Annotated in this window: 26 protein-coding genes; 11 read left to right on the forward strand and 15 right to left on the reverse strand. The window is 60.6% G+C overall.

From position 1 onward, the window contains the following. Positions 1–103 precede the first annotated feature (103 nt). Positions 104–1,543: a cardiolipin synthase gene (cls, locus tag HF257_RS16790; RefSeq protein WP_185709588.1), complete on the reverse strand. Its 1,440-nt coding sequence runs from the start codon at positions 1,541–1,543 to the stop codon at positions 104–106. A gap of 130 nt (positions 1,544–1,673) precedes the next feature. Here cls and HF257_RS16795 point away from each other — a divergent pair, with 130 nt between their 5' ends. Further along, positions 1,674–2,195 (forward strand): DUF3617 domain-containing protein, encoded by a 522-nt coding sequence (locus tag HF257_RS16795; protein ID WP_185709587.1) that lies wholly within the window; start codon positions 1,674–1,676, stop codon positions 2,193–2,195. On the opposite strand, the gene HF257_RS16800 is transcribed toward HF257_RS16795, so the two are convergent. The 7 genes from HF257_RS16800 to folE2 are packed head-to-tail and all read right to left on the reverse strand — an operon-like array spanning position 2,192 to position 7,811. Then, positions 2,192–3,529, reverse strand: a complete 1,338-nt coding sequence (locus HF257_RS16800) for a dihydroorotase (RefSeq protein WP_185709586.1) — start codon at positions 3,527–3,529, stop codon at positions 2,192–2,194. The two genes, HF257_RS16795 and HF257_RS16800, sit on opposite strands and share 4 nt — an antisense overlap. 3 nt (positions 3,530–3,532) lie before the next feature. Beyond that, the gene (locus HF257_RS16805) at positions 3,533–4,093 is read right to left on the reverse strand and encodes a gamma carbonic anhydrase family protein (RefSeq protein ID WP_185709585.1); all 561 of its coding nucleotides are present in this window, start codon (positions 4,091–4,093) and stop codon (positions 3,533–3,535) included. After that, a complete protein-coding gene (gene hisI, locus HF257_RS16810; RefSeq protein ID WP_185709584.1) occupies positions 4,090–4,503 on the reverse strand; it encodes a phosphoribosyl-AMP cyclohydrolase in 414 nt (137 codons plus the stop codon). Before hisI ends, HF257_RS16805 begins: the two co-directional genes overlap by 4 nt. Further along, complete coding sequence (locus HF257_RS16815) at positions 4,500–5,378, reverse strand: metal ABC transporter substrate-binding protein (RefSeq protein ID WP_185709583.1); 879 nt, start codon at positions 5,376–5,378, stop codon at positions 4,500–4,502. Before HF257_RS16815 ends, hisI begins: the two co-directional genes overlap by 4 nt. Positions 5,379–5,389: 11 nt before the next feature. Continuing rightward, positions 5,390–6,256 (reverse strand): metal ABC transporter permease, encoded by an 867-nt coding sequence (locus tag HF257_RS16820; RefSeq protein ID WP_185709582.1) that lies wholly within the window; start codon positions 6,254–6,256, stop codon positions 5,390–5,392. Continuing rightward, positions 6,256–6,924, reverse strand: coding sequence for a metal ABC transporter ATP-binding protein (locus tag HF257_RS16825; RefSeq protein WP_185709581.1), 669 nt, complete (start codon positions 6,922–6,924; stop codon positions 6,256–6,258). The genes HF257_RS16820 and HF257_RS16825 overlap by 1 nt, the downstream gene beginning before the upstream one ends. Further along, entirely contained in the window at positions 6,921–7,811 is an 891-nt protein-coding gene (gene folE2 / locus HF257_RS16830; protein ID WP_185712100.1) for a GTP cyclohydrolase FolE2, read from the reverse strand. The genes HF257_RS16825 and folE2 overlap by 4 nt, the downstream gene beginning before the upstream one ends. A 128-nt stretch (positions 7,812–7,939) precedes the next feature. On the opposite strand from folE2, the gene HF257_RS16835 reads away from it, so the two are divergent. Next, the gene (locus HF257_RS16835) at positions 7,940–9,142 is read left to right on the forward strand and encodes an N-acetylmuramoyl-L-alanine amidase (protein WP_185709579.1); all 1,203 of its coding nucleotides are present in this window, start codon (positions 7,940–7,942) and stop codon (positions 9,140–9,142) included. Here HF257_RS16835 and HF257_RS16840 read toward each other — a convergent pair. Then, positions 9,139–9,507, reverse strand: coding sequence for a glutamine synthetase (locus HF257_RS16840; RefSeq protein ID WP_185709578.1), 369 nt, complete (start codon positions 9,505–9,507; stop codon positions 9,139–9,141). The genes HF257_RS16835 and HF257_RS16840 overlap by 4 nt on opposite strands. Positions 9,508–9,634: 127 nt before the next feature. Between HF257_RS16840 and dksA the strand changes: the two genes are divergently transcribed. Genes dksA through HF257_RS16860 form a run of 4 tightly spaced genes read left to right on the forward strand, consistent with a single transcriptional unit; the run spans position 9,635 to position 12,925 of the window. Continuing rightward, positions 9,635–10,039, forward strand: a complete 405-nt coding sequence (gene dksA / locus HF257_RS16845) for an RNA polymerase-binding protein DksA (RefSeq protein WP_185709577.1) — start codon at positions 9,635–9,637, stop codon at positions 10,037–10,039. Between the two features lie 27 nt (positions 10,040–10,066). Continuing rightward, entirely contained in the window at positions 10,067–11,275 is a 1,209-nt protein-coding gene (gene zigA, locus HF257_RS16850) for a zinc metallochaperone GTPase ZigA (RefSeq protein WP_185709576.1), read from the forward strand. After that, positions 11,275–11,919 carry a DUF1826 domain-containing protein gene (locus HF257_RS16855; RefSeq protein ID WP_185709575.1) on the forward strand — a complete coding sequence of 215 codons (645 nt, stop codon included), beginning with the start codon at positions 11,275–11,277 and terminating at the stop codon, positions 11,917–11,919. The genes zigA and HF257_RS16855 overlap by 1 nt, the downstream gene beginning before the upstream one ends. Before the next feature lie 43 nt (positions 11,920–11,962). Continuing rightward, complete coding sequence (locus HF257_RS16860) at positions 11,963–12,925, forward strand: CobW family GTP-binding protein (RefSeq protein ID WP_185709574.1); 963 nt, start codon at positions 11,963–11,965, stop codon at positions 12,923–12,925. Here HF257_RS16860 and HF257_RS16865 read toward each other — a convergent pair. Beyond that, positions 12,919–13,314 carry a DUF3301 domain-containing protein gene (locus tag HF257_RS16865; protein WP_185709573.1) on the reverse strand — a complete coding sequence of 132 codons (396 nt, stop codon included), beginning with the start codon at positions 13,312–13,314 and terminating at the stop codon, positions 12,919–12,921. The genes HF257_RS16860 and HF257_RS16865 overlap by 7 nt on opposite strands. Positions 13,315–13,431: 117 nt before the next feature. Here HF257_RS16865 and pdxY point away from each other — a divergent pair, with 117 nt between their 5' ends. Next, positions 13,432–14,304, forward strand: coding sequence for a pyridoxal kinase PdxY (gene pdxY / locus HF257_RS16870; protein ID WP_185709572.1), 873 nt, complete (start codon positions 13,432–13,434; stop codon positions 14,302–14,304). 141 nt (positions 14,305–14,445) lie between these two features. On the opposite strand, the gene HF257_RS16875 is transcribed toward pdxY, so the two are convergent. Then, positions 14,446–14,922, reverse strand: coding sequence for an acyl-CoA thioesterase (locus HF257_RS16875; RefSeq protein ID WP_017739034.1), 477 nt, complete (start codon positions 14,920–14,922; stop codon positions 14,446–14,448). 291 nt (positions 14,923–15,213) lie between these two features. On the opposite strand from HF257_RS16875, the gene HF257_RS16880 reads away from it, so the two are divergent. Continuing rightward, positions 15,214–16,977 (forward strand): cation:proton antiporter, encoded by a 1,764-nt coding sequence (locus tag HF257_RS16880; protein WP_185709571.1) that lies wholly within the window; start codon positions 15,214–15,216, stop codon positions 16,975–16,977. Positions 16,978–17,059: 82 nt separating this feature from the next. Here HF257_RS16880 and HF257_RS16885 read toward each other — a convergent pair whose 3' ends face one another. The 3 genes from HF257_RS16885 to uvrD form a co-directional block, all read right to left on the reverse strand. Beyond that, positions 17,060–17,467, reverse strand: a complete 408-nt coding sequence (locus HF257_RS16885; protein WP_010207624.1) for an SMI1/KNR4 family protein — start codon at positions 17,465–17,467, stop codon at positions 17,060–17,062. A gap of 136 nt (positions 17,468–17,603) precedes the next feature. Continuing rightward, positions 17,604–18,476, reverse strand: a complete 873-nt coding sequence (locus HF257_RS16890) for a Tim44 domain-containing protein (protein WP_185709570.1) — start codon at positions 18,474–18,476, stop codon at positions 17,604–17,606. Positions 18,477–18,665: 189 nt separating this feature from the next. Continuing rightward, entirely contained in the window at positions 18,666–20,849 is a 2,184-nt protein-coding gene (gene uvrD, locus HF257_RS16895) for a DNA helicase II (RefSeq protein WP_185709569.1), read from the reverse strand. Between the two features lie 247 nt (positions 20,850–21,096). Here uvrD and HF257_RS16900 point away from each other — a divergent pair, with 247 nt between their 5' ends. From HF257_RS16900 to HF257_RS16910, 3 genes are all read left to right on the forward strand, one after another. After that, positions 21,097–23,970 (forward strand): EAL domain-containing protein, encoded by a 2,874-nt coding sequence (locus HF257_RS16900; RefSeq protein WP_185709568.1) that lies wholly within the window; start codon positions 21,097–21,099, stop codon positions 23,968–23,970. Between the two features lie 161 nt (positions 23,971–24,131). Continuing rightward, a complete protein-coding gene (gene hexR / locus HF257_RS16905; RefSeq protein WP_010168370.1) occupies positions 24,132–24,998 on the forward strand; it encodes a transcriptional regulator HexR in 867 nt (288 codons plus the stop codon). Positions 24,999–25,218: 220 nt separating this feature from the next. Then, entirely contained in the window at positions 25,219–25,416 is a 198-nt protein-coding gene (locus HF257_RS16910; RefSeq protein WP_185710032.1) for a PA3496 family putative envelope integrity protein, read from the forward strand. Here the strand turns inward: HF257_RS16910 and HF257_RS16915 are convergent. Continuing rightward, entirely contained in the window at positions 25,346–26,320 is a 975-nt protein-coding gene (locus HF257_RS16915) for a LysR family transcriptional regulator (protein WP_185710031.1), read from the reverse strand. The genes HF257_RS16910 and HF257_RS16915 overlap by 71 nt on opposite strands. Positions 26,321–26,434: the final 114 nt, after the last annotated feature.

Here is a 26,434-nt window from a genome sequence, read left to right on the forward strand (position 1 = left end):
GGAGCGGGCTTGCTCGCGAATGCGGTGGATCAGTTACATCACAAGTGACTGATCCACCGCATTCGCGAGCAAGCCCGCTCCCACAATGGTTTTACGTTGCCTGTTAGAGAATCGGCGAAATCAACCGCGCCACGCGCATGCCCAGTTGTTGCAAGCGGCGCGTCTCGCGGCTTTCTGCCTGGCTGACTTCATGGGCCAGGGCAAAGTCATCCAGCAGCATCTGCTCCACCTCGCTGGCAAACGCTTCATCCACCGTCAGCAACATCACTTCGAAATTCAGCCGGAACGAGCGGTTGTCCATGTTCGCACTGCCGATCGCACTGATCTCGTTGTCCACCAACACCACCTTCTGATGCAGGAACCCGGGTTTGTAGCGGAATACGCGTACCCCAGCGCGCACGGCTTCGATCGCATACAAACTGGAAGCGGCGTAGACGATACGGTGGTCGGGCCGCGACGGCAGCAACAGGCGCACGTCGACGCCGCGCAAGACCGCCAGGCGCAGGGCAGAGAACACCGCCTCGTCGGGGATGAAATACGGGCTGGTGATCCATACGCGTTCGGTTGCTGCATGGATGGCTTCGACAAAAAACAGCGAGCAGGTTTCGTACGGATCAGCCGGGCCGCTGGCGAGCAGTTGGCAGAGCACGCCGTCTTCGGGGTAGGCATCCGGCAGGATCAGCGGCGGTAGCTCACGTGCTGCCCAGAACCAATCTTCGGCAAACGACTCTTGCAAACACGCCACCACCGGGCCGGTGACTTGCACATGGGTATCACGCCAAGGCGCCAGCGGCGGTTTTTTGCCCAGGTATTCATCACCCACGTTATGCCCGCCGACAAACCCGGTCATACCGTCCACTACCACGATCTTGCGGTGGTTGCGGAAGTTGACCTGGAACCGATTGAGCCAGCCGCTGCGGGTAGCGAACGCCTTGACCTGTACCCCCGCGTCGCGCAGCGATTGCACATAGCGATGGGGCAGGGCGTGGCTGCCAATGCGGTCGTACAGCACGTAAATGGCGACGCCTTCGGCGGCCTTTTCCTTCAATAGGGTGTGCAGTTGTTGGCCGAGTTCGTCGTCATGAATGATGAAGAACTGAAACAGTATCGCGGTCTTGGCGCTGCGAATCGCCTCGAAGATCGCGCTGAATGTGGCATCGCCATTGATCAACAAGCGCACTTCGTTGTTGGCCAGGCACGGCATGCGCCCCAGCTTGGGCATGGCCCTCAGGGAGGCGTAGGCACTGGAGTTGCGCGCGGCCAGGGCTTCCTCGACCCAGGGGCGCCAGTTCAGCTCGGTGATTGCGGTGTGCATTTCCTGGTTGGCTTGGCGACGCGCCTGGATGTAGGCGTCGAAGGTGCTACGGCCGAAGATCAGGTAAGGAATCAGCGTCAGGTAGGGGATGAACATCAAGGACAAGGCCCAGGCGATGGAGCCTTGGGCGGTCCTGACGGTCAGCACCGCGTGGATCGCGGCGAGGGTCCCCAGAAAATGCAGCGTGGCAATGAAGTAGGCGAGCAGGTGCGGGCCAAAAAAATCCATGAACGACATGACTCCTGACAGTCCAGTGCCTAACAGACCATGAACGGCTGCGAATGTCGCTATTTTATTTGCCGTGCAACACTGGCGGCTTTGCGGCGTCTAACGCCCAACATTACCCAGGAGTTACCCGATGAATGCTCGTTTGCTCTGTTTAGCCTTGGTGACTGGTTTGGCGCTGCCGGTGGCAGCACAGGCGCAGATGCTGGCGCCGGGCTTGTGGGAATTGACCACCAGCAACATGAAAGTGGATAACCAGGACCTGCCGGACTTGTCGCTGATCCTCGGTCAGCTCAAGCAACAGATGACGCCTGAACAGCGCGCCATGCTGGAAAAACAAGGCATCACCATGGCCGGTAAGGGCGTGCAGGTATGCCTCACGCCTGCCCAGGTCGCGTCCGATTCGATCCCGCTGACCGACCCGCAATCGGGCTGCAAGCAGGAAGTAACCGACAAGACCGGCAACCAGTGGAAATTCCGTTTCAGCTGCCCGAAAGCCCAAGGCACGGGTGTGGCCACTTTCCAAAGCCAGAAGGAATTCACCACCACCGTCAATGGCACCTTCAATGCCACTGGCGTCCAGCAGAAGGGCAGCCTGGACACCCACGCCCAATGGCTGGGCAACGATTGCGGTACCGTCAAACCCCGCGCTTAACGCAAGAAATGCAGGGGCAGTCCCTGGCAGCTGTCGACCACCCGGCCGTTGTACCAGGCCAGGTGGCCGGACACTAACGTGGTGCTGACGCTGTGGCGAAAGCTACGCTCGGCGAAGGGTGTCCAGCCACAGCGGCCGAGGATCGGTTGGCTGCTGACGGGTTTGCCTTCAGGCTCGGGTTGGATCAATACCAGATCTGCCCAATAGCCTTCACGCAGGTAGCCGCGATCAGGAATCGCGAACAGGTCGGCCACGCGATGGCTGGTTTTCGCCACCAGCGTCGTCAGCGGCAAGTGCCCATCAGCCACCAACTCCATTAACGCCGGCAGCGCGTGCTGTACCAGGGGCAAACCCGACGGCGCCTCTCGATACCCCAGCTGTTTTTGCGCCCAGGTATGTGGCGCATGGTCACTGCCAATCACATCCAGACGATCACTCAACAAGGCTTGGCGCAGCGCGTCGCGGTCGGCGCGGGTCTTGATTGCCGGGTTGCATTTGATCTGGTGGCCGAGACGGTGATAGTCGCGGTCATCGAACAACAGGTGGTGCAGGCAAACCTCGGCAGTGATGCGTTTGTCCGCTAGCGGTTTGTCTTCGAACAACTCCAGTTCGCGCTTGCTGGTCAGGTGCAGCACATGCAGGCGCGTGCCGTGGCGTTTGGCCAATTCCACCGCAAAAGACGATGAGCGATAGCACGCCTCGGCATCCCTGATCAGCGGGTGGGCGACGGCGGGGATGTGATCGCCGAAGCGCTCGCGCAAGCGCTGCTCGTTGGCCACTATGCTTGGCGTGTGTTCGCAGTGAGCCAGCAGGATAGTCGGCACTTCGGCAAATAGCCGCTCCAGGATGCGCGGGTCGTCCACCAGCATATTGCCGGTGGACGCGCCCATGAACACTTTGACCCCGGCCACTTCGCAGGGGTCGAGGGCGGCGACGGTGTCGAGGTTGTCGTTGCTGACGCCAAAGTGAAAGCCGTAGTTGGCCACCGAGTGCAGGGCAGCGCGCCGCTTTTTATCGGCCAAGGCTTCCAGATCCAGCGTGGCTGGGTTGGTATTGGGCATGTCCATGAAGCTGGTGATGCCACCGGCCACGGCTGCGCGGGATTCGCTGTAGAAACTGCCTTTGTCCGGCGCGCCGGGTTCACGAAAATGCACTTGGTCATCGATCATACCGGGCAGCAGCCATTGGCCTTGGGCGTCGATGGCCACGGGTGCGTTGCAGTCTTGGATGCTGCTGGCGATCTTCTCGATGCGGCCGTTGGCGACCAGCACATCGGCGTCGAATTCCTGGCCTTCGTTCACTAGGCGGGCATTGCGGATCAGCAGGCGGCTCATGGTTCAGAACTCGTTTTGCAGGGCTTTATAGCCGCGTACCAGGTCGACGTTGGTGCGCGCCACGTCCTCGGAAAACTCCGAGGCGCTGACGCTCACCGGCGGGAATTGCGACAGGTCGGTAGTGGGCCCGATGCGGGTGGTGGAAGGGACGTAAAAGGCGTCGGGCAAGTCGCGGCCATCGACCACTGAGTTGTGGCGTACCACGCAGCCATCGCCTACTGCACAGTTGAACAGCACGCTGTTGAAACCGATGAACACGCGGTCGCCAACGGTGCAGGGGCCATGGACGATGGAGCGATGCGCGATGGAGCTGAACTCACCAATCGTTACTGCTGCGCCAGACTTGGAATGGATGACCACGCCATCCTGGATATTGGAATTGGCGCCGATGGTGATCGGGTCCATGGCGCCGCTGGCGTCGACTTCGTCGGCGCGGATGACGGCGTAGGGGCCGACGAACACATTCTCGCCAATGATGACCTTGCCGCAGATGATGGCGGTCTTGTCGACGTAGGCAGACTCGGCAATCACTGGCAGGTCGCCGGAAGGGTTCTTGCGGATCATGCAGCGGGCTCCGTAATAATGTGGACATGGTCGCCGTCGATGGCGTTGTAGAAACAGGTGGGCCGGCCGGTATGGCAAGCCGGGCCTTGCTGGTCGACGATCAGCAACACCGCGTCGCCGTCGCAGTCCAGGCGGGCCTCCACCAACTGCTGCCAATGGCCGGAGCTTTCGCCCTTGCGCCACAACCGTTGCCGCGAGCGCGACCAATAGCAGACGTGCCCGGTGGCCAGGGTTTCGTTGAGGGCCTGGCGGTTCATCCAGGCCAGCATCAAGACTTCACCGCTGCCGTGTTGCTGGGCGATGGCGGCAATCAGGCCATCGTTGTTCCACGGCAGGGCGTTCAATACGTGTTCGAGTGGAAAGCGGCTGCCAATGGCAGCCCCTTCCAGGTCGAGCATGCTCAGGGTCATGGCTTGCTCAGGGCGGCGCACAGGGTGTTGAGGTTGTATTCGAACAGCCCGGTGAAGGTGCTGGCCGGGCCTTCTGCCGCGAGGGCATCGGAGTACAGCGTGCCGCCGATCTGTGCGCCGCTTTCGTCCGCGATTTGCTTGAGGAGGCGCGAATCCTTGATGTTTTCCATGAACACCGCCTTGACTTTGTCTTTGCGGATCTGGGTGATCAGCGCAGCGACTTCGGCGGCAGACGGTTCGCGTTCAGTGGACAGGCCCTGCGGCGCGAGGAACTCGATGCCATACGCCTGGCCGAGGTAACCAAAGGCATCATGGGAGGTCACGATACGGCGGTTACCCGGTGGCAGCGCGCCGAACTTGGTTTTGGCTTCGGCCAACAGGCGGTAGATTTCTTTCAGGTAGGCCTGGCTGTTGCGCAGGTAATCGGCCTTGTTCGCCGGGTCGGCGGCGACCAGGGCCTTGGTGATGTTGTTGACGTAGATTTCGGCGTTGGCCAGGTTGTGCCATGCGTGGGGGTCGGGGATGGTTTCGCCGTCCTCATCCATGGTGTGGGAAACCACGCCTTTGCTGGCAGTGACGACAGTGGCCTTGGTCTCGGTGCTGGTCACCAAGCGGTCCAGCCACGGCTCGAAACCGAGGCCGTTCTTGATGATGACCTTGGCCTTGAGCAGTGCCTTGGCATCGTCCGGGGTGGGCTCGTAGGTGTGGGCGTCGGCGTCGGGGCCGACCATGTTGCTGATCTGGATGTGATCACCACCGATCTGGTGGGTGATGTCATCGAGAATACTGAAGCTGGTGACCACTTGGAGTTTGTCGGCGGCCTGGGCCATCGACAGCGGTAGCAGAAGGCTGAACAGCACGAGTAAAGCGCGCATCGGGAAACACCTCATTGGGATGACAGCAAGGGCGGGCGGCGCAGCAAGCCGTGCACCGGACCGAAGACCACGGACAGCAAGTACCCGGCGCCAGCCACCAGCACGATGGCCGGGCCGCTTGGCAACGAGTAGTAGAACGACAGCAACAAACCCAACCACACCGACAGGCATCCCAGCACCGCCGATACCGCGATCAACACCGGCAGGCGCCGGCTCCAGAAACGTGAAGCAATGGCCGGCAACATCATCAAACCCACCACCATCAGTGCGCCGATGGCCTGGAAACCGATCACCAGGTTCAGCACCACCAGGGTCAGGAACAACCCGTGAGCCAACGGGCCAAGACGGCTGACGGTTTGCAGGAACAGCGGGTCGAGGGTGTCTAGCAGCAGCGGTTTGTAGATCACCGCCATGGCAATCAGGCTGAACCCGCTGACCCAAAGCATGCCGGTGAGGGTGGTTTCATCCACCGCCAGCGCGGAGCCGAACAGCAGGTGCAGCAGGTCCAGGCGTTTGCCAGCGATGCCGAGGATCAGCACACCGGCTGCGAGGGAGATGGGGTAGATGGCGGCTAGGCTGGCGTCTTCGCGCAGGCCGGTGCGGCGGGTGATCCACGCGGACAAGCCGGCCATGCCCAGGCCGGCGCCGAGTCCGCCGATGGTCAACGCGGGCAGGCTGAGCCCGGCGAACCAGAAGCCCAGCGCGGCGCCGGGCAGGATGCCGTGGGCGACTGCGTCGCCAATCAGGCTCATGCGCCGCAGGATCAGGAATACGCCGAGCGGCGCGGTGCTGCAGGCCAGCACCAGGCCGCCGATGAGCGCGCGGCGCATGAAGACGAAGTCGAGAAACGGCATCCACAGGTGGGCGGCGAAGTGCATCAGGCCACCTGCATGTGCGGTTGCGGTCGGATCAGCGCTTTGCTGTCGCCGAACACGCAGCCCGTGCTTTTGATCTGTACCACTTGCTGGGTGTGATGGCGTACGGAGGCCAGGTCATGGCAGACCACAATCAAGGTTCGGCCCTGCTCGTGCCAGGCATGGATGTGTTTCCAGCACAGCGCCTGGCCTTCTTCATCGAGGGCGGCGTGGGGCTCGTCCAGCAGCAACACCGGCGCTTCGGCCAGGCTCATGCGGGCGAGTAGGGCACGTTGCAGTTCACCACCGGATAAGGCCATCAACGGGCGATGCTCCAGGCCGCTGAGGCACCAGTCCTCCATCACGGCTTCAAGGCGTTGACTGCGCTGTTGCGGGTTGAGTTGGCTGCCCCAGAACCCGGCGGCCACCAACTCTTGCAAACTGATGGGAAACTGGCGGTCGAGGTGCTGTTGTTGGGGCAGGAACGACAGGCCACCACGGCGTGGAACATCCACGGTGACTTTCCCCGCCAGCGGCTTTTGCAGGCCGGCGATAACCTTGAGTAGGCTGCTTTTGCCGGTGCCGTTGGCGCCGATGATGCCGGTGAGGCTGCCTTTTTCCAGGGTGAGGTCGATGGCAGGCGTTAGCGGTTGGCCGGGAGCGCCCCAGCGCAGAGCGGTGCAGGTGATCATGCAGAGTGTCTCGTCCAGCGGCTTTCAGCCACGGCATCGTGCGCGTGCAGGCTTTCGGCGTGGATCACTTTCAGGTGGAAGGCTTTGACGGCATCCGAGCGTTTCAAGGCGAGGTTCAGGCGGCGGGCGGCGTCTTCGCAGAACATCAGGTTCTGCCCGTTGGCCAGGGCGAAGGCTTGTTCGTCCGCGCGTTTCACAGCGGTTTGTACGGCAGTGCCGAGGGCGGCTTCCGCGTCGTTGATCAAGTCTGTCAGCGCCAGGTGCTCGCCTTGCAGATGCACGTGCAACTGCGCGCTGCTGCGCTGGCTGTGGGGCGTGGCGACGATGCCATTGGCACTGCCGAGCCAAGTCAGCACGTCTGCATGTTGCAGCGGCGTGTTGCCAAAATCTTCGAGAAATTGCTGCTGAATCAACTGCCTGGCGAGGGCAGCGGAGCATGGGCAGGTTGAGGAATAAGTAACGTCAATTTTTAGTTCCACGTGGAACATCTGATTTTCCAGGCGCGCCTCGATGCTCACCGGGTAGCTTTTCCAGCCGCTTAATGGGCTGACCAGTGCGGGGCGTTTGAGGAGCAGATGCGTGTGGATACTTAGGTAGGCGTTCTTAGATAAACCTTCATGTGTGTCGATGAAACGCTGCAGTACATTACGCAGAAGTGCAGGCGTAAGAGACTGCTGGTCGAGCATCTCCAGCGCGAGGTACAGGCGCGACATATGAATGCCACGGGCGGTGCCATCGTCCAGGCTCACACCGGCGTCGGCAGTGGCGGTCAGACGCTGACCGTCAATGTGAATCGGCAGGGCGATGCCGCACATGCCTACCCAGTCGAGTGGCAAGGCTTGGCGTGAAGCCTGCGCGGCGATATCCGGCAGAGTCAGCGCATTCATGAGCAGGTCCATCATTGGAAATAAAAAGACATGTTATAGTATAACTATTGTCTCTACGATGGTTTTTCTGCACCCGCCTTTTTTCAGTCATGTCGAGCAGGGACGCTCCTTTATTTGCGGTATTTGTCATGCACAGACGTCAGCTCCTTAACCTGCTTCTGGCCAGCCCGCTATTCACATTGCCTTTTGCGGTGAATGCCACGCAGATCAGCAATGCGCGCCTGTGGCGCTCGGACGACAAGCTGCGCCTGGTGTTCGACCTCAGCGGTCCGGTGCAATACAAGACCTTTTCCCTCACCGCACCGGAGCGCCTGATCATCGACCTGAGCGGCGCCGGCCTCAGCGGTGATTTCTCTCAGTTAGTGTTGAAGAACAGCGGCATCACCTCGATCCGCTCGGGGCATTTCGGCAAGGGCGACACGCGCATCGTGCTGGACCTGGCCGCGCCGATGCAGCTCAACAGCTTTCTATTGCCGCCCCAGGATGGCCAGGGCCATCGTCTGGTGCTTGATCTGACCAGTGCCACCCAGGCGCCTCGCCAGATTGCGGCTGAACCCAAGTCATTGGTAGATAAGGCGCATCCCAAGCGCGACATCATCGTGGTGGTCGACCCCGGCCACGGCGGCAAAGACCCAGGCGCCATTGGCTCAAAGGGCCAGCGCGAAAAAGACGTGGTGCTGTCTATTGCGCAGCTGTTGGCCAAGCGTTTGAAGCGCGAGAAGGGCTTTGACGTGAAGTTGGTGCGCAATGACGACTTCTTCGTGCCGCTGCGCAAGCGCGTGGACATCGCCCGTCAACACAAGGCCGATATGTTCATCTCGGTGCATGCGGATGCTGCGCCACGGCTCACCGCTTCGGGGGCGTCGGTGTATGCGCTGTCTGAAGGTGGCGCGACCTCCGCCACCGCACGCTTCATGGCACAGCGTGAAAACGGTGCCGACCTGCTGGGGGCCACCACGCTGCTTAATCTCAAGGACAAGGATCCGATGCTGGCCGGGGTGATTCTCGACATGTCGATGAACGCCACCATCGCCTCCAGCCTGCAACTGGGCAGCTCGATCCTGGGCAGTCTGGAGGGCATTACCACCCTGCATCAGAAGCGTGTGGAACAGGCCGGGTTCGCGGTGCTCAAGTCACCGGATGTGCCGTCGATCCTGGTGGAGACCGGGTTTATCTCCAACACCCGCGACGCCCAGCGGCTGGTGACGGCGCGCCATCAACAGGCCGTCGCAGATGGCTTGTTCGAAGGTCTGAAAAAATACTTCCAGAAGAACCCACCCATGAACAGCTACATGGCGTGGGTGCAGGAACAGAAGAATAGCCAGGTCTAACAGCCGGTAATACGGCTGCACGTGAATTTGGCGCTGGCCCCACCGGAACTGGAAAACCGGTTGATCGTGGTCCAGCCCACACGCCGCGTGTAGCCCACCCACGCCTCACCATCCGACGCCAACCCGGTAAAGAACGTCAGCTGCCCATAGCGGCTGTTGGTCTGTGCCCAATAGCGTTTGCCGATCACCTCGAAGCCGCGCAAATACGTAGTGCTGCCTTGCGTCGCCACGCTGTAGGCATTGCCCAGTGGGTCTACGCACGCCAGCAGGTTGGCGCTGCGCGTGCAGTTGGCCAGCAAGCTCGGTACTTGGGCGCAAGCCGGTACTGCCGCTGTTAATAACAGGGCGCACACCAGGTATTTCATAGGGGTTCTCTGGGCGGGAAGGCGCTCAAGCATTGCGCCCTTCGTCGTGAGGATCAAGGGGGGATTGGCTTATTTGCATTGTTATACTATAACATAAAAGCACAGCCTGACCCGTGAACCGCTCCCCATGACCGAACAAGACCTGCTGGCCCAACCGCCCGCCGACTACATGAATGAAGCCCAGCAAGGCTTCTTCCGCGAACTGCTGCTGACTCAGCGCCACGAGCTGCAAGCGCGTATCGAAGCCGAATTCCTGGTGCTGCGCGAGCAGGAAACCAACAGCGACCCGGCGGATGTCGGCAGCGCCGAAGAACAGCGCCAATGGCAACTGCGCCTGCTGGAGCGGGAAAAAAAGCTGCTGGACAAGATCGACGACGCCCTTGAACTGCTGGCCCGCGGTGAATATGGCTGGTGCCGCGAAACCGGCGAGCCCATTGGCCTGCAACGCCTGCTGCTACGCCCCACCGCCACCTTGTGTATCGAAGCCAAAGAACGCCAAGAGCTGCGCGAACGCCATAAACGGGCGATTTGACCGGCCAACCCTGATGAGGAATACCTGATGCCCAATCGTCTCCCCGTTACTGTGTTGTCCGGTTTTCTCGGCGCCGGTAAAAGCACGCTGCTCAACTATGTCCTGCGTAACCGCGAAAACCTGCGAGTTGCGGTGATCGTCAATGACATGAGCGAAATCAACATCGATGGCAGCGAGGTCCAGCGCGACGTCACCCTTAACCGCTCCGAAGAAAAACTGGTGGAGATGAGCAACGGCTGCATCTGCTGCACCTTGCGTGAAGATCTGCTGCTTGAAGTAGGAAAACTCGCCAAGGAAGGTCGTTTCGATTACCTGCTGATCGAATCCACCGGCATTTCCGAGCCTTTGCCCGTGGCCGAAACCTTCACCTTCCGCGACGAAAACGAACAAAGCCTGGCCGACATCGCCCGCTTGGACACCATGGTCACGGTGGTCGATGGCATGAACTTCCTGCTCGACTACCAGGCTGCCGAAAGCCTGGCCTCTCGGGGCGAAACCCTTGGAGAAGAAGACGAACGCTCGATCACCGACCTGCTCATCGAGCAGATCGAATTCGCCGACGTGATCCTGATCAGCAAGATCGACTTGATCAGCAGCCGCGAACGCGAAGAACTGATGGCGATTCTTGAGCGCCTCAATGCACAGGCTGAAATCATCCCGATGGTCATGGGCGAAGTGCCGTTGCACAAGATCCTCAACACCGGCCGTTTCGACTTCGAACGCGCCGCCCAAGCACCGGGCTGGCTGCAGGAATTGCGCGGTGAACATGTGCCGGAAACCGAGGAGTACGGCATCGCTTCCACCGCTTATCGCGCACGGCGTCCATTCCATCCCCAGCGCTTCTTCGACTTTATCGATCGGCCTTGGGTCAACGGCAAACTGCTGCGTTCCAAGGGCTTTTTCTGGTTGGCCAGCAAACATCAGGATGCAGGCAGTTGGTCCCAGGCCGGTGGCCTCATGCGTCATGGTTTTGCCGGACGCTGGTGGCGGTTTGTGCCCAAAAGCCAGTGGCCCCAGGACGAAGAAAACATCGCGGCCATCATGGGCAATTGGCAACTGAGCACCGGTGATTGCCGTCAGGAACTGGTGTTTATCGGACAAAACATCGACTTCACCCGCATGCGTGCCGAACTGGATGCCTGCTTGCTCAACGATGAAGAAATGGCCCTGGGCGTCGAAGGTTGGCGCCTGCTGGCCGACCCCTTTGGCCCTTGGTATGAGGAGGCAGCCGCCTGATGCTGGCCCCGGTTATTCCCCTGCGCCCCGTGATTCGCCAAACGTTTGGTGAAACCCCGCTGGCCCTGTCCGACATCCTTGAGGATGGCGTAAACCTAGCGGTGTGGCAGCGCCAGTTGCCGCTGCACATCGCCGAGTTTGGCGCCCTGCTGGTGGCGCTCAACGAGCCGCTGGCGGACTCGATGGTCATTGAACTCAAGACTGAAGACGCTGAGCCGAACTTGCAGGGTTTGGCGTCCAGTTGCCGTGATCTCGAAGGCTATGAAGGGTTTATCGCCGATGTATCGTGGCTGGTCAGCGCATTTGCCTGCCTGCTTGGCGCCAAACGCATCGGCGTGCGTCTGCGGTTGTTGGATAAGGCCATGTGCCCGCGTTTTCATGTGGATCATGTGCCGGTGCGACTGATCACCACCTACGCCGGGATCGGCAGCCAGTGGTTGCGCGAAGGGGTGATGGACCGCCGCAAACTGAGCCAGTCGGACGCTGAACCCCGCGAACGTATCGAACAGATCCACTGCGGCGAAGTCGCCTTGCTCAAGGGCACCAAGTGGCACGGCAATGAAGGCCATGGCCTGATCCACCGCTCGCCGGCGCTCAAGGCCGATGAACGCCGCTTGATCCTGACACTGGATTGGCTCGCATAACCGCGTAGGATCAAGCGTTCTAATCGGTCTGAATAATGCCTCCATGTTGCAGAATATTCCCACCCACGTGATTGCCGGGCCCTTGGGCGCCGGCAAAACCAGCCTGATCAAGCACCTGCTCGCCCAACGTCCGGCCAACGAGCGCTGGGCGGTGTTGATCAACGAGTTCGGGCAAATCGGCTTGGACGCGGCGCTGCTGACCCAGGATGACGATGGCATTGCCTTGGGTGAAGTGGCCGGTGGCTGTCTGTGTTGTGTGAATGGGGCGCCATTCCAGGTAGGCCTGGGTCGCCTGCTGCGTAAGGCCAAGCCGGATCGGCTGTTTATCGAGCCTTCGGGTCTCGGCCATCCGGCGCAGTTGCTCAAACAGTTGCGAGAATCTCCGTGGCAGCAGGTGCTGGCCGTACAGCCATGCGTGATGGTGCTGGATGCCCAGGCGTTAGCGGCGGGTAAACGGTTGCCCCCAGCCCAGCAGGATGCGCTGGCCAGTGCCGGGCTGTTGGTCTTGAACAAGGATGAAACGTTGGAGGGCGCACAACGCCAGGCTGTCGTGCAGCAATTACCCGACTGCCCGCTTTACTGGACCCGCCAGGCGCAATTGCCTCTGCAACAGTTGCCCGGGTTGAGTGCACGCGCGGGGGCGGCTATGGATAAATTCGACGTGCCCAAGGGACTCGCGCAAATGCCGGCGATCTGGAGCGATCCCACGCTGCCCATTTGTTTGAGTCAGGCGCAAGAAGGCGGCTGGAGTGTTGGCTGGCGTTGGCACCCAAGCCAGCAATTTGACCTCCCACGCGTGCATAACTGGCTCAAAAGCCTTGAGTGGCGCCGCGCCAAGCTGGTTATCCACAGCGTCGAAGGCTGGGTTTCGGCCAACGCTGTGGATAACAGCCCGCTCGCCTGGCAACCCAGCGAATGGCGCCGTGACTCTCGTATCGAATTGATTTTCAGCGCACCACAGGACGTGGCCGCGTTGCAGGTTGCATTGGCAGCCTGTCGTCAGTGACGAGTCTTGCTGGCGTGGTCCTGGCGCCACTGGCTTAGCTCGATCACTTCGGCGCTGGGCAGCGGGGCCTTGATCTCGAACGGGTAAGGCGCCAGTTCGATCTGCGCGCTGTGAGCACCGAATTGGGTGATAGTCCCCGGGTGGCGGGCTTCGCCGGTCACGGTGAATTCAAAGTTGTAGATGCGTGCCAGGCGCCGCCGACCATTGGCATCCTTTACAAAACCGATGCGCTTGAGCGCCACCGCGCCGTCCAGCAGCTCGATGTCGAGCTTGGCGCAATGTTGCTTGACCCGCTCCAGTGCTCGCTCGCGCAGGCCGTGGTTGTGCCACACCCAGGCAGCACCGGTGGCCAGCAGCATCAACACGAAGATGTTTCCCAGGGTCAGCATGCGAAAAACTCCAACAAAGTGAGAGCAGCTTAACTGTGTCGCCGGCCTGTCGTACAGGCTGCGTTTGGTCGCATACTGCGCGGCCAGAATTTCATTGGTTTTACGGAAATCCCCTGCATGAAACGCACACCTCATCTGCTTGCGATCCAGTCTCATGTGGTCTTTGGCCACGCCGGGAACAGCGCCGCCGTATTTCCCATGCAACGCGTCGGGGTGAACGTATGGCCGCTGAACACGGTGCAGTTTTCCAACCACACTCAGTATGGCCAGTGGGCCGGAGAAGTGTTGGCGCCGCAGCAAATTCCGGCGCTGGTGGAAGGTATTGCTGCGATTGGCGAACTGGGCAACTGCGACGCGGTGCTGTCCGGTTACCTGGGCAGTGCCGACCAAGGGCGAGCGATTCTCACCGGTGTGGCGCGAATCAAAGCCATGAACCCCAAGGCGTTGTACCTGTGTGATCCGGTGATGGGGCACCCGGAAAAGGGCTGCATCGTGCCTCAGGAAGTCAGTGACTTCCTGCTGGATGAAGCCGCCGCGATGGCTGACTTCCTGTGCCCCAACCAACTGGAGTTGGACAGTTTCGCCGGGCGCAAGCCGCAATCATTGTTCGACTGCCTGGCCATGGCCAAGGCGTTGCTGGCTCGCGGGCCGAAGGCCGTGTTGGTCAAACATTTGGATTACCCGGGCAAATTGCCGGATGGTTTCGAGATGCTGCTGGTGACCGCTGACGGCAGCTGGCATTTGCGCCGACCGTTGCTGGCGTTCCCACGTCAGCCGGTAGGGGTGGGCGACCTGACATCCGGGCTATTCCTGGCGCGGGTGTTGTTGGGCGACAGCCTGGTGGCGGCCTTCGAGTTCACCGCTGCGGCGGTGCATGAAGTGCTGCTGGAGACTCAGGCGTGTGCCAGTTACGAGCTTGAGTTGGTGCGGGCTCAGGATCGTATTGCGCATCCGCGTGTGCGCTTTGAAGCCACTCCGATCGGACTCTAACTCCACAAATCAAAAATGTGGGAGCGGGCTTGCTCGCGAATACGGTGTGTCAGGCCCGAATGAGTTGACTGACACACCGTATTCGCGAGCAAGCCCGCTCCCACATTTTGATTGGGTTTACAGATTTAGATTTACGGCGCTTCAGCCTTTGATTTCCTGGTACCGCTTCTCCAGCTCCTGGCGAATTTGCCGACGCTGCTGGGCCTGTACAAAGCGGCGCTTGTCTTCACTGTTATGCGGCTGCAACGGCGGTACGGCGGCGGGTTTACGCTGGTCGTCCACGGCCACCATGGTGAAGAAGCAACTATTGGTATGACGTACCGAACGCTCGCGGATGTTCTCGGTCACCACCTTGATGCCCACCTCCATCGAGGTATTGCCGGTGTAGTTGACCGATGCGAGGAAGGTCACCAGCTCACCCACGTGAATTGGCTCGCGAAAAATCACCTGGTCCACAGACAATGTCACTACGTAGCGACCGGCATAACGGCTCGCACAGGCGTAGGCCACTTCGTCGAGGTACTTGAGCAGGGTGCCGCCGTGGACATTGCCAGAGAAGTTGGCCATATCTGGGGTCATCAGCACCGTCATCGACAGCTGGGCGTTTCCGGGTTCCATAGCACACTCACGGGTTGTAGGCATTGGTTGGGGGGCACCTCTGCGGGTGCTGGAATCTTTGTTGCGCCTTCCTTAACGGGACGCCGGTAGGCGGCTTGCCGTCACGCCTGCGCCGATCTGTTTCCATATATTGCACCGGCTTTCTGCTGGAAGTCGCGGTGTTAACCTGCAAAAGCCCATCTCAGGGCATTTCTTACGATTTAGGCAGACTTTTCCTTCCGCATTTTGCGACCGTTTAAAGGTGCGCGTGGAAGTGGGAAAAGCGCCAGTACCCTCAAGGAGCCCCTCGCCATGCACGCCATCAGCTTTATCCAGGACTTGGCCGTGATCATGTTGGTGGCAGGGGTTGTCACCATCCTGTTTCACCGCCTCAAACAGCCGGTGGTGCTGGGCTACATTGTCGCCGGCTTTATCATCGGCCCGCACACCCCGCCGTTCGGTCTGATCCACGACGAAGACACCATCAAGACCCTCGCCGAGCTGGGGGTGATCTTCCTGATGTTCTGCCTGGGCCTGGAGTTCAGCCTGCGCAAACTGTTCAAGGTCGGCGCCACGGCGTTTATCGCGGCGTTCCTGGAGATCATCCTGATGATCTGGATCGGCTACGAGATCGGCCGCTGGTTCGACTGGAACACCATGGACTCGCTGTTCCTCGGCGCGATCCTGGCCATTTCCTCCACCACCATCATCGTCAAGGCCCTCAACGACTTGAAGATGAAGAACCAACGCTTCGCGCAGCTGATTTTCGGCGTGTTGATCGTGGAAGACATCCTGGGTATCGGCATTATCGCCTTGCTGTCGAGCATCGCCGTCAGTGGCACGGTCAGCTCCGGCGAGGTGTTTTCCACGGTCGGCAAGCTTTCGCTGTTTATGATCGTTGCGCTGGTGATCGGCATTTTGCTGGTACCGCGCCTGCTGGCCTACGTGGCCAAGTTCGAAAGCAATGAGATGCTGCTGATTACCGTACTCGGCCTGTGTTTCGGCTTCTGCCTGCTGGTGGTCAAGTTGGAATACAGCATGGTGCTGGGCGCGTTCCTGATTGGCGCGATCATGGCCGAATCCCGCCAATTGATTAAGATCGAGCGCCTGATCGAGCCGGTTCGCGACATGTTCAGCGCGATCTTCTTTGTGGCCATTGGCCTGATGATCGACCCACAGATCCTGCTGCAATACGCCTGGCCGATTGCGGTGATCACCGTGGCGGTGGTGTTGGGCAAGATGTTGTCCTGCGGCCTGGGCGCGTTTATCGCCGGCAATGATGGCCGTACCTCACTGCGCGTAGGCATGGGGCTGTCACAGATTGGTGAGTTTTCCTTCATCATCGCGGCGCTGGGGATGACCCTGCAGGTGACCAGCGACTTCCTTTACCCGGTGGCGGTGGCGGTATCGGCGATCACCACATTGTTGACCCCTTACCTGATTCGCGGCGCCGACCCGTTGTCGTTGAAGATTGCGGCGGTGATGCCCAAGCGTATGAGCCGCGTATTCGGCATGTATGGCGAATGGCTGCGCAGCATTCAGCCGCAGGGTGAGGGTGCGATGCTGGCGTCGATGATCCGCAAGATCATCCTGCAAGTGGGGGTGAACCTGGCGTTGGTGGTGGCGATCTTCTTCACCGGCAGTTTTTTTGCGGCGCGCATTGGTGGCTACCTGGAGGGCTGGGTCAGCGATCCAAGCTGGCAGAAGGCGTTGATCTGGGGTGGGGCGTTGCTGCTGTCGCTGCCGTTCCTGATTGCGGCGTATCGCAAGCTCAAGGCGTTGTCGATGCTGCTGGCTGAGATGAGCGTGAAGCCGGAGATGGCCGGGCGGCATACCCAGCGGGTACGACGGGTGATCGCGGAGTTGATCCCGATCCTGTCGCTGCTGGTGATCTTCCTGCTATTGGCAGCCTTGTCGGCCAGTATTCTGCCGACCAACAAGTTGCTGGTACTGATTGCGGTGGTCACGGCAGCGGTGGCGGCCGTGCTCTGGCGCTGGTTCATCCGCGTGCATACGCGGATGCAGGTCGCCTTGCTGGAGACGCTTGATAACCATAAGGATACGGCGGAGCACTAAGGTGTGTTGCTGCCTGGATTGGGGCTGCTTCGCAACCCAGCGCGGGCGAGCCCGCTCACTACACAAGCGTGCTCACCGGCTATTAGCTTTCCAGCCAGACGTCCCGCGCCCAGTGCCACACTGATTCCCAGGTTTCCTCGGTGACGATTTCTTCTTCGCCAGACCACAGCACCACGGTGCCGTCTTCTTCAACGCAGTAGTAATCGTCGCCGTCCTGGCAGATCGGGATCAGGCTGCGGTCGACACCGGCGTCCCAGGCGTTGGCGGCAACGTCCGGCAGGTAGGTGTGGGATTGCGGGTCAGTGACGGTCACTGGCTCCAGGCTGCCGTAGACCACGTCGCTGACGGTCAGCAGGAATTCACGGAAGACAAACGGGATGTCGATGAACAGCTGTTCCTCGATTTCCACCAGCAGGTCTTCGTCAGGCAGTTCCAGAGGAACCGGGACCGGTTCGTTGGCTTCACGCAATTGTTCGATGATTTCTTCCACGGCCGGGATCCTCTTGCTAGATGGCGCGGTTTATAGGGGCGTTTTATACAGTAGCTCGCTATAAGTGCAACCGTGAAATAGAAAACCCCGGAACATGTCCGGGGTTTTTATTACCAGTGGCTCAAACGTGCGGGTATCAGCTGTTCTGGCGGATACCGGCGACCAGCCAAGGCTGGTTCTCGCCTTGCGGACGCTCCATGTTCCAGCTTTCGCTGAACACTTCGCCCTGGTCGAAGCGCGAAGTCTTCGACACACCGCTGAAGGTCAGGGTGGCGATGGTCTTGTCGGCGCGATCATCCACACCTTCCAACTGTACGCGCAGGTCGTCGATGTAGGTCGACTGGAATGCGTCACCCAGTTCAGCGCGTTCGCGCTTGAGGAACTCCAGCAGTTGCGGGGTCACGAACTCGGCGATCTTGTCCATTTCGTTCGCGTCCCAGTGCTGCTGCAGGGACTGGAAGTGGCTGCGGGCCGCTTCGACGAAACGCTCTTCGTTGAACCACGCCGGTGCGTTGATCACCGGGCGGGCTGCAGCGGCAGGCGAACCACCACCGAAGATCGAACCCATGGCTGGCTTTTGCTCGAACACTTCACGCTGCATCGGCGCGCCGGCTGGAGCCAGGTGCTCCTGCTGCTTGCGGCGACGGGCGGCGATAAAGCGGAAGATCACAAAGGCGATGACCGCCATGATCAGGATGTCGAAGATCTGCATGCCCTGGAAGCCGCCGCCCATGAACATGGAAGCGAGCAGGCCGCCGGCCGCGATACCGGCCAGAGGGCCCAACCAGCGCGAAGCACCGCCGGCCTTGGCTGCGGCGCCAGCAGCACCGGCTGCGCCTGCGGTTGCGGCTGCACCGCCCATACCGCCGGCGGAGGGAGCCATTTGGCTGGTCTGGTGAGTCGGTGCTGCACCCGAACTTTTGCCGCCACCAAAGCGTTTGGCGTTGGCGTCGATGCTCATCGTCAGGCCGATGCACAACGCCATGGCGATGCTAAGAAAACGTTTCATAAAGGGAATTCCCATTTGTGGATTGCACGCGCGCCATGTTGCACAGGTGTAGTGGCAGTGGCTAGCGGCATAATGTTTCGGGCTTTTGCGTAAGACCGATTCAGAATGGTCTGTAGGACTTATTACAGATATTGGCCCGCGCTCGTTAAAAACAAGGGCGGGCCGAAAAGCTTCATGTTGGGAAATGTTTCAGACGGCTTCGAGCTTGGCGTAGCCCATCATCAGCCACTTGCTGCCTTCGGCGAAGTTCACCTGCACCCGTGCCTGGGCACCGGCGCCTTCGAAGTTGAGGATCACCCCTTCGCCAAAGATCGCATGTTTGACCTGCTGACCAAGGCTGAACTGGGTTTCCGGAATCTCCGAGCCGGCAAACAGGCTGCTGGCGCTCTGCTGCTGGCCACCGCCGAACGGGCGGCTGACGCTGTTGGACAAGCGCACTTCCTGGATCAGCCCCTTCGGCACTTCACGTACGAAGCGCGACACCTTGTTGTAGGTCTCGCTGCCGTACAGGCGTCGGGTCTCGGCGTAGGTCATCACCAGGTTCTGCATCGCCCGTGTAATGCCCACGTAGGCCAGGCGGCGCTCCTCCTCAAGGCGGCCGGGTTCTTCCAGGCTCATCTTGTGGGGGAACAGGCCTTCTTCCATGCCTACCAGGAAGACATACGGAAACTCCAGGCCCTTGGCGCTGTGCAAGGTCATCAGCTGGATACTGTCTTCATGCTCGTCGGCCTGGGTATCACCGGCTTCCAGCGATGCATGGCCAAGGAACGCGGCGAGCGGGGTCAGCTCTTCGTCTTCCTCGGTGTTTTCGAATGCACGGGCGGCGCTGACCAATTCCTCAAGGTTTTCTACCCGGGCCTGGCCTTTCTCGCCTTTTTCCGCTTCGTGATAAGCGATCAACCCAGACTGCTCGATCACCGTCTGGGTCATCAAGTGCAGGGGCATTTCCGCGCATTTGGCAGCCAGATTCTCGATCAGCTCGACAAACACGCCCAGGGCGCCGGCCGCACGACCGGTCAGGCCTTTATTGGCGATGAGCAAGCGCATGGCTTCCCACATCGACACATCGGCATGACGCGCATGGTCGCGGATGGCTTCGACAGTTTTTTCGCCGATGCCGCGGGCCGGGATGTTGATCACCCGCTCCAGCGCCGCATCATTGCCACGGCCTTCCAGCAAGCGCAGGTAGGCCATGGCGTTCTTGATTTCCGCACGCTCGAAAAAGCGCTGGCCGCCGTAGATGCGGTACGGGATGCGCTCGCGCAGCAGGGCTTCTTCCAGCACTCGTGATTGGGCGTTGGAGCGGTACAGAATCGCGATGTCGCTGCGTGCCAGGCCGGTTTTCAGGGCGCTTTCGATGGTTTCCACCACGTAGCGCGCTTCATCGTGCTCGTTGAACGCGGCGTACAGGTTGATCGCTTCGCCTTCACCGCCGTCGGTCCACAGCTCTTTGCCCAGGCGCCCGGTGTTGTTGGCGATCAAGGCGTTGGCGGCCTTGAGGATGCCAGCAGTGGAGCGATAGTTCTGCTCCAGGCGGATGGTGACCGCGTCCGGGAAGTCTTCGGAATACTGGTAGATGTTCTCGATTTTCGCGCCACGCCAGCCGTAGATCGACTGGTCGTCGTCGCCCACGACCATCAAGCTGTCGCCGCCTTTGGCCAGCAGGCGCAACCAGGCGTACTGCACGGCGTTGGTGTCTTGGAACTCGTCCACCAGGATGTGCCGGAAGCGTTTCTGGTAATGGGCCAGCAAACCTGGGTTGTCACGCCAAAGGTCGAGGGCGCGCAGCAGCAGCTCCGAGAAGTCGATCACACCGGCGCGAACGCAGGCGGCCTCGTAGGCTTCATAAATGCTGCGCATGGTGGCCAGGAACAGATCACCGCTGGCCTGGATATGCTGTGGGCGCAGGCCTTCGTCTTTCTGGCCGTTGATGAACCATTGGGCCTGGCGTGCCGGCCAACGTTGTTCGTCGAGGCCCAGCTCGCGGATCACCCGCTTGACCAAGCGTTGCTGGTCGTCGCTGTCGAGAATCTGGAAGGTCTGGGCGAGGCCCGCTTCCTGCCAGTGCGCTCGCAACAGGCGGTGCGCCAGGCCGTGGAAGGTGCCCACCCACATGCCGGCCGGGCTGATGCCCATCAACTGCTCGATGCGATGGCGCATCTCGGCAGCGGCCTTGTTGGTGAACGTCACCGACAGGATGGAGTGCGGGGACGCGTTTTCGACCTGGATCAACCAGGCGATACGGTGCACCAGCACTCGGGTTTTACCGGAGCCAGCACCGGCCAGGACCAACTGACGGCCAACGGGGGCGGCTACGGCCTGGCGTTGGGCATCGTTGAGGGAGTTCAGCAGAAGGGAGAGATCATCGCGCATCGGCGCATTCTATGGCCCTCGGGGGAGTGGGGCAAACACCAATACCGCTTGGTCGACGGAAAACATTCGGGGTGATGACCGGTCGGTCAATGGCCACAGCCCCCGCAGCGTCTTGCTCAAGCCGTCTAGTCCTTAAGTTTGCGACTAATGACCCAGAGGTTTTTATGACTTAGAGCAGTTTGGCCCAAGCGTTTGCTTGTGTATGCTCCGTCGACGTTTCGGGCTCACCATTATAAGAACACTGCCTATGACCCTTAGCACCGACCTGTTCGGCCCCTCGGTGGCGCCCGCGCAGGTTATCCGCAAACATTACGCCACTGAGATGGCCGTCGAACGCACGCGCCTGCTGTATCAAGGCTCGTTGCTGCCTACCTTATTAATGCTGGTCAATGGCTTGGTCTGCGCCTGGCTGTTGTGGAACCCCAAGCAATACCTGCTCGACAGCATCTGGCTGGTCTGGCTGCTCGCGTTGGTGGCCATGCGTGTGATCCAGGTGGCGGCCTTCGATTCGGCCATGCCCAGCCGCCAGGCGCAGCCGGTCTGGCGACGCATGTTCATGCTGGGCTCGGCGGTCAGCGGGCTGACCTTGGCCATTGCCGCCATTGCACTGGTGCCGGTGGACAGCTTTATGCAACAGGCCTGGGTGTTCGGCCTGATCGGCGCTGCGACGCTGTCGGCCAGCGTGGCCTACGCCGTGAGCCTGCCGGCATTCCTGTCGTTTGCCTTGCCGTGCCTGGTGCCGGCTATCGCCTACCTGTTCTGGAACGGCGCCCCGCAGCAGCAGGGCTGGGGCGTGCTGGGCCTGATTTTGCTGGCCTCCTTGAGCCTGGTGGCGTGGCAGGTCAATCGCCTGATCCAGCGCGGGCTGTTGCGACGTTTTCAGAACCAGGCGTTGATTGAGCATCTACAGAAGGCACAGCAGCGCAGCGAGCAGTTGAATCTGGAGTTGGTGCGTGAAGTCGAGCAACGTCGCCAGGTCGAGCAGGAACTGCGCGATGCACAAATCGGCCTGCAGGACCGCGTAGCGCAACGCAACCAGGAACTGGACGCCGCCAGCCTTGCCTTGAACAAAAGCGAAGCGCGTCTGGCCATGGCCCTGCAAGCCAGCGAACTGGGCCTGTGGGACTGGAACCTGCAGACCGACGAAGTCCACCACACCCAGCTCAAAGAGCTGTTCGGCCTGGAGCCCGAGTACGTCACGGCCATGCTCAGCCATCTCAAGCCGCGCCTGCACCCCGAAGACTTGCCGCTGCTCAAGCGCGCCCTGGTAGAGCACCTCAAGGGTCGCAGCGAGGATTATCAGGTGGAATACCGTGTGCGCCACGGCGATGGCCACTGGGTATGGATCGAAGACCGTGGTCGCGCTGTGGAGCGTGCGCCCAGCGGGCGAGTGACGCGAATGCTCGGCACGCGCCGGGATATCAGTGCCGACAAGGCCCTGGAAGAACAGCAGCGCCTTGCGTCGACGGTGTTCGAGGCCGCCAGTGAAGGCATCGTGATTCTTGACCCGAACTATGTGTTGGTCGCCGTGAACCAGGCGTTCAGTCGCGTGACGGGTTTTGATATCGACGACATGATCGGTCGCAATGTGGTGGAACTGCCTAGTAGCCGCGACGCCCGCCGGCACTTCCCGGTGATCCGCCAGGCGTTGCTCAGCCATGGCACCTGGCAGGGTGAACTGGTGGAAACGCGTAAGAACGGCGAGCTGTACCCGCAGTGGCTGCAGCTGAATGTGGTGCGCGATATTCGCGGGAAAGTCAGCCATATCGTGGGCTTCTTCGCCGATCTGTCGGCGCGTCGCGAGTCTGAAGAGCGCATGCGCTACCTCACGCACTACGATGAATTGACCGGCCTGGCCAACCGCTCGCTGTTCCGCGAGCGGCTGCGCGAGGCTCATGCTCGGGTGCGCCAGGGTGGGCGTAGCTTGGCGTTGCTGCATATCAACCTGGACCGCTTCAAGCTGCTCAACGACAGCCTGGGCCATGAAGTCGCCGACCAGTTGCTGCAGAAAATGGCGCGACGGTTGATCAATGCCTTGCCTGAAGCCGACACCATTGCGCGCTTGTCTGGGGATGAGTTTGCCGTGCTGTTCGACGCCTACGGCAACCTGTCGAGCCTGGCACGGGTGGCCACACGACTGCTGGCCAAGTTGCGGGTGCCGGTGACGGTGGAAGGGCATGAGTTGGTGGTGAGTGCCTCGATGGGGGTCAGTCTTTTGCCGGATAACGCGCGGGAAATTTCCGCGTTGGTCAGCCAATCGAACATGGCCATGCAGCATGCCAAACACCTGGGCGGCAATAACTTCCAGTTCTACACCGACAGCCTGCAAGCCAGCACCCTAGAGCGCTTGCAGCTGGAAAACCACCTGCGCAAGGCCATCGAAGAGCGCCAACTCACGGTGTTCTACCAACCCAAACTATGCCTGGCCACCGGCAAGCTCAACGCGGCCGAGGCGCTGATCCGTTGGGAGCATCCGCAGTGGGGCATGGTGCCGCCAGGCGACTTTATTGGTCTGGCTGAAGAGACCGGGCTGATCGTGCCGCTGGGCGAATTCGTGCTGCGCCAGGCCTGCTGGCAAGCGTGTGAGTGGCAGCGCCAGGGGTTGGCGCCGATCCGGGTGTCGGTGAACCTGTCGGTGCATCAACTGCGCCAGGGCAAGCTGGTCAGCCTGGTTCGCCAGGTGCTGGAAGAAACCGGCCTGGACCCGCAGTACCTCGAGCTGGAACTGACCGAGAGCCAATTGCTCGACAGCGTTGAACACATCATCGCGACCTTCCAGCAACTGCGGGACCTGGGCGTGAAGCTGGCCATCGATGACTTCGGCACCGGCTATTCCTCCCTCAGCTACCTCAAGCGTATCCCCGTGGACTACGTGAAGATCGACCAGACCTTCATTCGTGGGCTGGGTCAGGGTCGCGAGGACGCGGCGATCACTCGGGCAATCATCGCCATGGCTCACGGCTTGGCGCTGAAAGTGGTGGCCGAGGGCGTGGAGGATCAGCAGCAACTGGACTTCTTGCGTGGGGAACGTTGTGACGAAGTGCAGGGCTATCTGATCAGCCGGCCGATGCAGGCGGATGGCTTGGCGGATTTGTTACGGAAAAATGCAGATTTTCCTTAGCGTAGCCCAGGGCGCCCCTGTGGCTACAAAGCCTGCGCCCTTTGATTCAGAGGGCAGCAGGGCGATTTAGTAATGCGTCGGACGGGCAAAACGACAATTCTTGTAGTATAACTACAAGCTTGCTACATCCCTGGCCCTGCCCATAACAAGAGTCCTGCCCTTTGAACCTGTTGCAACATATCGCCCAGTCGCGCCACCTGTTACGCAAATCGGAACTCAAGGTTGCCGATCACGTGCTGCTTGACCCTGCGGCTGTGATGCACAGTTCCATGGCCGACCTGGCCCACAGCGTGGGCATCAGCGAGCCGACCATCGTGCGCTTCTGCCGCGCCATCGGGTGCTCCGGGTTCCAGGACTTGAAACTCAAACTGGCCCAAAGCCTGGCAGCCGGTGCGAGCTTCGGGCAGTTCGCGATCCACGAAGACGATTCCGTCGCCGACTACAGCCTGAAAATCTTCGACACCACGTTGCACACCTTGATGGAAGTGCGCGAGAAGCTTGACCCGGTCGAGCTGCAAAAGGCCGTGACGGCCATGTCCCAGGCCCAGCGCGTCGAATTCTATGGTTTCGGTGCTTCGGGTGCTGTTGCGGCGGATGCCCAGCACAAATTTTTCCGCCTGCTGCTCACCGCAGCGGCCTACAGCGACCCGCACATGCAGGCGATGTCGGCAGTGACGTTGAAGCCTACCGACGTGGCGATCTGCATTTCCCAATCGGGACGTTCCAAGGACCTGCTGATCACTGCCAACCTGGTGCGTGAAAGCGGCGCGACCCTGATTACGTTGTGCCCGAGCCAGACGCCGTTAGCGGAGCTGTCCACGGTCAACCTGGCGATCGATGTGCATGAAGACACCGAGATCTACACCCCGCTGACCTCGCGCATCGCCCACTTGGTGGTGATCGACGTACTGGCGATGGGCGTGGCCATGGCGCGCGGGCCGAGCCTGGTCAACCATCTCAAGAGCGTGAAACGCAGCTTGCGCAGCCTGCGGTTGTCGCCCAAGTCCGTCAAAGCCCTCGACGACTGATTGCAATGTACACGGACCAATGTGGGAGCGGGCTTGCTCGCGAAAGCGGTGTGTCAGTCAAAGATGTTTTAACTGATCCACCGCATTCGCGAGCAAGCCCGCTCCCACATTTGGATCGCTTGCAGATCCGGAAGATTCATCGTCCTGTCATCCCCGCGCCGCCAAACCGTAACTCCCCAAGACCATCCTGAGCTCCCGTACTCGCATTGGGAGACTCGAAATGGCCCGTCCCTACGAAGACAGCAACAGCGCCGTAAAAACCCGTCGTCAGCAGGAAGACCAGCGCCGCATGGCGTTCCGTCGTGCAATCGAAGACCGTTGTGAAGAACGCCAATTGCTCCAAAGCATCAGTGACTACCCGGAACTGCATTGGCAGGCGCCCGTGGCTGCCCAGCGAAACGTTCAGCCAGCGCGCTGATCTGCACCCGCTCGCTGCGGATAAAGCCCAGGAACGCGTGGGCCACCGGTGACAGGCGTTTGGCCTTGGCCTGCACCAGGCACCAGCTGCGGTACAGCGGCAGCTCTTCCACCGGCAGCTCCTTGAGCCCACCGGTGGCCAGCTCCAGGTTGACGGCGTGGCGCGTCATCAAGGCCACGCCCAAGCCTGCGGTCACGCATTCACGTTGGGCCTCGGCCGATGACACTTCCACTGTCTGGGTGAAGTGCACGCGCTTCTCCTTGAAGTACTCCTCGCAAGCCAAACGTGTACCAGAGCCCGTCTCGCGCACAAGCAGTGTGTAAGGCTCCAGGTCCTGCAGGCGCAGCGGACCTTGCAGGCTCAAGGGGTGATCGAACGGCGCCACCGCAACGATTGGGTTGTTGAGAAACGGCAGGAATTCCAGGCCCATGTCCTGGGGCACCATGGACATGATCACCAGGTCATCCCGGTTGTCCGAAAGCCTGCGGATCACCTGGCCGCGATTGACCACCGTCAGGTGCAATTGCACCTCCGGATGCTGGCGCTTGAAGGCGGCAAACAGGTGCGGCACGAAGTACTTGGCGCTGGATTCAATCGCCAGTTTCAACTGGCCCTGCAGTGAGCCCTGCATGTCCGACAGCTGCATATCGAGGTTTTCCAGGCGCCCGAAAATATCGCGACTGGCTCGCTGCAACGCTTCGGCGGCCTCGGTCATGTAGAGTTTTTTGCCGACATAGTCGAACAGCGGCTGGCCGATCAGCTCTTCCAGCTGACGAATTTGTAGGCTTACGGCCGGTTGTGTGAGGGACATTTCCTCGGCAGCGCGGCTGTACGAACGCAAATCGCACACTTCATTGAAGATCTGCAATTGACGCAATGTCATACGCATCAATGACTTACGCATATTTCAATTCCTTTCGCCCGAGGCCGTCCGGCCAACTATAAGTCTTTGCTTATGCACGACCCAATAATTATTGATTTTTGTTAATCCCTCTGCGGGCTTAGTGTGTGTCTCGCG

It is taken from the genome of Pseudomonas cremoris (genome assembly GCF_014230465.1).

What these genes read in the sequence shown, in the direction of transcription:
- cls (WP_185709588.1), bottom strand. Translation starts at nt 1,543, where the DNA reads ATGGATTTTTTTGGCCCGCACCTGCTCGCCTACTTCATTGCCACGCTG.
- HF257_RS16795 (WP_185709587.1), top strand. Translation starts at nt 1,674, where the DNA reads ATGAATGCTCGTTTGCTCTGTTTAGCCTTGGTGACTGGTTTGGCGCTG.
- HF257_RS16800 (WP_185709586.1), bottom strand. Translation starts at nt 3,529, where the DNA reads ATGAGCCGCCTGCTGATCCGCAATGCCCGCCTAGTGAACGAAGGCCAG.
- HF257_RS16805 (WP_185709585.1), bottom strand. Translation starts at nt 4,093, where the DNA reads ATGATCCGCAAGAACCCTTCCGGCGACCTGCCAGTGATTGCCGAGTCT.
- hisI (WP_185709584.1), bottom strand. Translation starts at nt 4,503, where the DNA reads ATGACCCTGAGCATGCTCGACCTGGAAGGGGCTGCCATTGGCAGCCGC.
- HF257_RS16815 (WP_185709583.1), bottom strand. Translation starts at nt 5,378, where the DNA reads ATGCGCGCTTTACTCGTGCTGTTCAGCCTTCTGCTACCGCTGTCGATG.
- HF257_RS16820 (WP_185709582.1), bottom strand. Translation starts at nt 6,256, where the DNA reads ATGCACTTCGCCGCCCACCTGTGGATGCCGTTTCTCGACTTCGTCTTC.
- HF257_RS16825 (WP_185709581.1), bottom strand. Translation starts at nt 6,924, where the DNA reads ATGATCACCTGCACCGCTCTGCGCTGGGGCGCTCCCGGCCAACCGCTA.
- folE2 (WP_185712100.1), bottom strand. Translation starts at nt 7,811, where the DNA reads ATGAATGCGCTGACTCTGCCGGATATCGCCGCGCAGGCTTCACGCCAA.
- HF257_RS16835 (WP_185709579.1), top strand. Translation starts at nt 7,940, where the DNA reads ATGCACAGACGTCAGCTCCTTAACCTGCTTCTGGCCAGCCCGCTATTC.
- HF257_RS16840 (WP_185709578.1), bottom strand. Translation starts at nt 9,507, where the DNA reads ATGAAATACCTGGTGTGCGCCCTGTTATTAACAGCGGCAGTACCGGCT.
- dksA (WP_185709577.1), top strand. Translation starts at nt 9,635, where the DNA reads ATGACCGAACAAGACCTGCTGGCCCAACCGCCCGCCGACTACATGAAT.
- zigA (WP_185709576.1), top strand. Translation starts at nt 10,067, where the DNA reads ATGCCCAATCGTCTCCCCGTTACTGTGTTGTCCGGTTTTCTCGGCGCC.
- HF257_RS16855 (WP_185709575.1), top strand. Translation starts at nt 11,275, where the DNA reads ATGCTGGCCCCGGTTATTCCCCTGCGCCCCGTGATTCGCCAAACGTTT.
- HF257_RS16860 (WP_185709574.1), top strand. Translation starts at nt 11,963, where the DNA reads ATGTTGCAGAATATTCCCACCCACGTGATTGCCGGGCCCTTGGGCGCC.
- HF257_RS16865 (WP_185709573.1), bottom strand. Translation starts at nt 13,314, where the DNA reads ATGCTGACCCTGGGAAACATCTTCGTGTTGATGCTGCTGGCCACCGGT.
- pdxY (WP_185709572.1), top strand. Translation starts at nt 13,432, where the DNA reads ATGAAACGCACACCTCATCTGCTTGCGATCCAGTCTCATGTGGTCTTT.
- HF257_RS16875 (WP_017739034.1), bottom strand. Translation starts at nt 14,922, where the DNA reads ATGGAACCCGGAAACGCCCAGCTGTCGATGACGGTGCTGATGACCCCA.
- HF257_RS16880 (WP_185709571.1), top strand. Translation starts at nt 15,214, where the DNA reads ATGCACGCCATCAGCTTTATCCAGGACTTGGCCGTGATCATGTTGGTG.
- HF257_RS16890 (WP_185709570.1), bottom strand. Translation starts at nt 18,476, where the DNA reads ATGAAACGTTTTCTTAGCATCGCCATGGCGTTGTGCATCGGCCTGACG.
- uvrD (WP_185709569.1), bottom strand. Translation starts at nt 20,849, where the DNA reads ATGCGCGATGATCTCTCCCTTCTGCTGAACTCCCTCAACGATGCCCAA.
- HF257_RS16900 (WP_185709568.1), top strand. Translation starts at nt 21,097, where the DNA reads ATGACCCTTAGCACCGACCTGTTCGGCCCCTCGGTGGCGCCCGCGCAG.
- HF257_RS16910 (WP_185710032.1), top strand. Translation starts at nt 25,219, where the DNA reads ATGGCCCGTCCCTACGAAGACAGCAACAGCGCCGTAAAAACCCGTCGT.
- HF257_RS16915 (WP_185710031.1), bottom strand. Translation starts at nt 26,320, where the DNA reads ATGCGTAAGTCATTGATGCGTATGACATTGCGTCAATTGCAGATCTTC.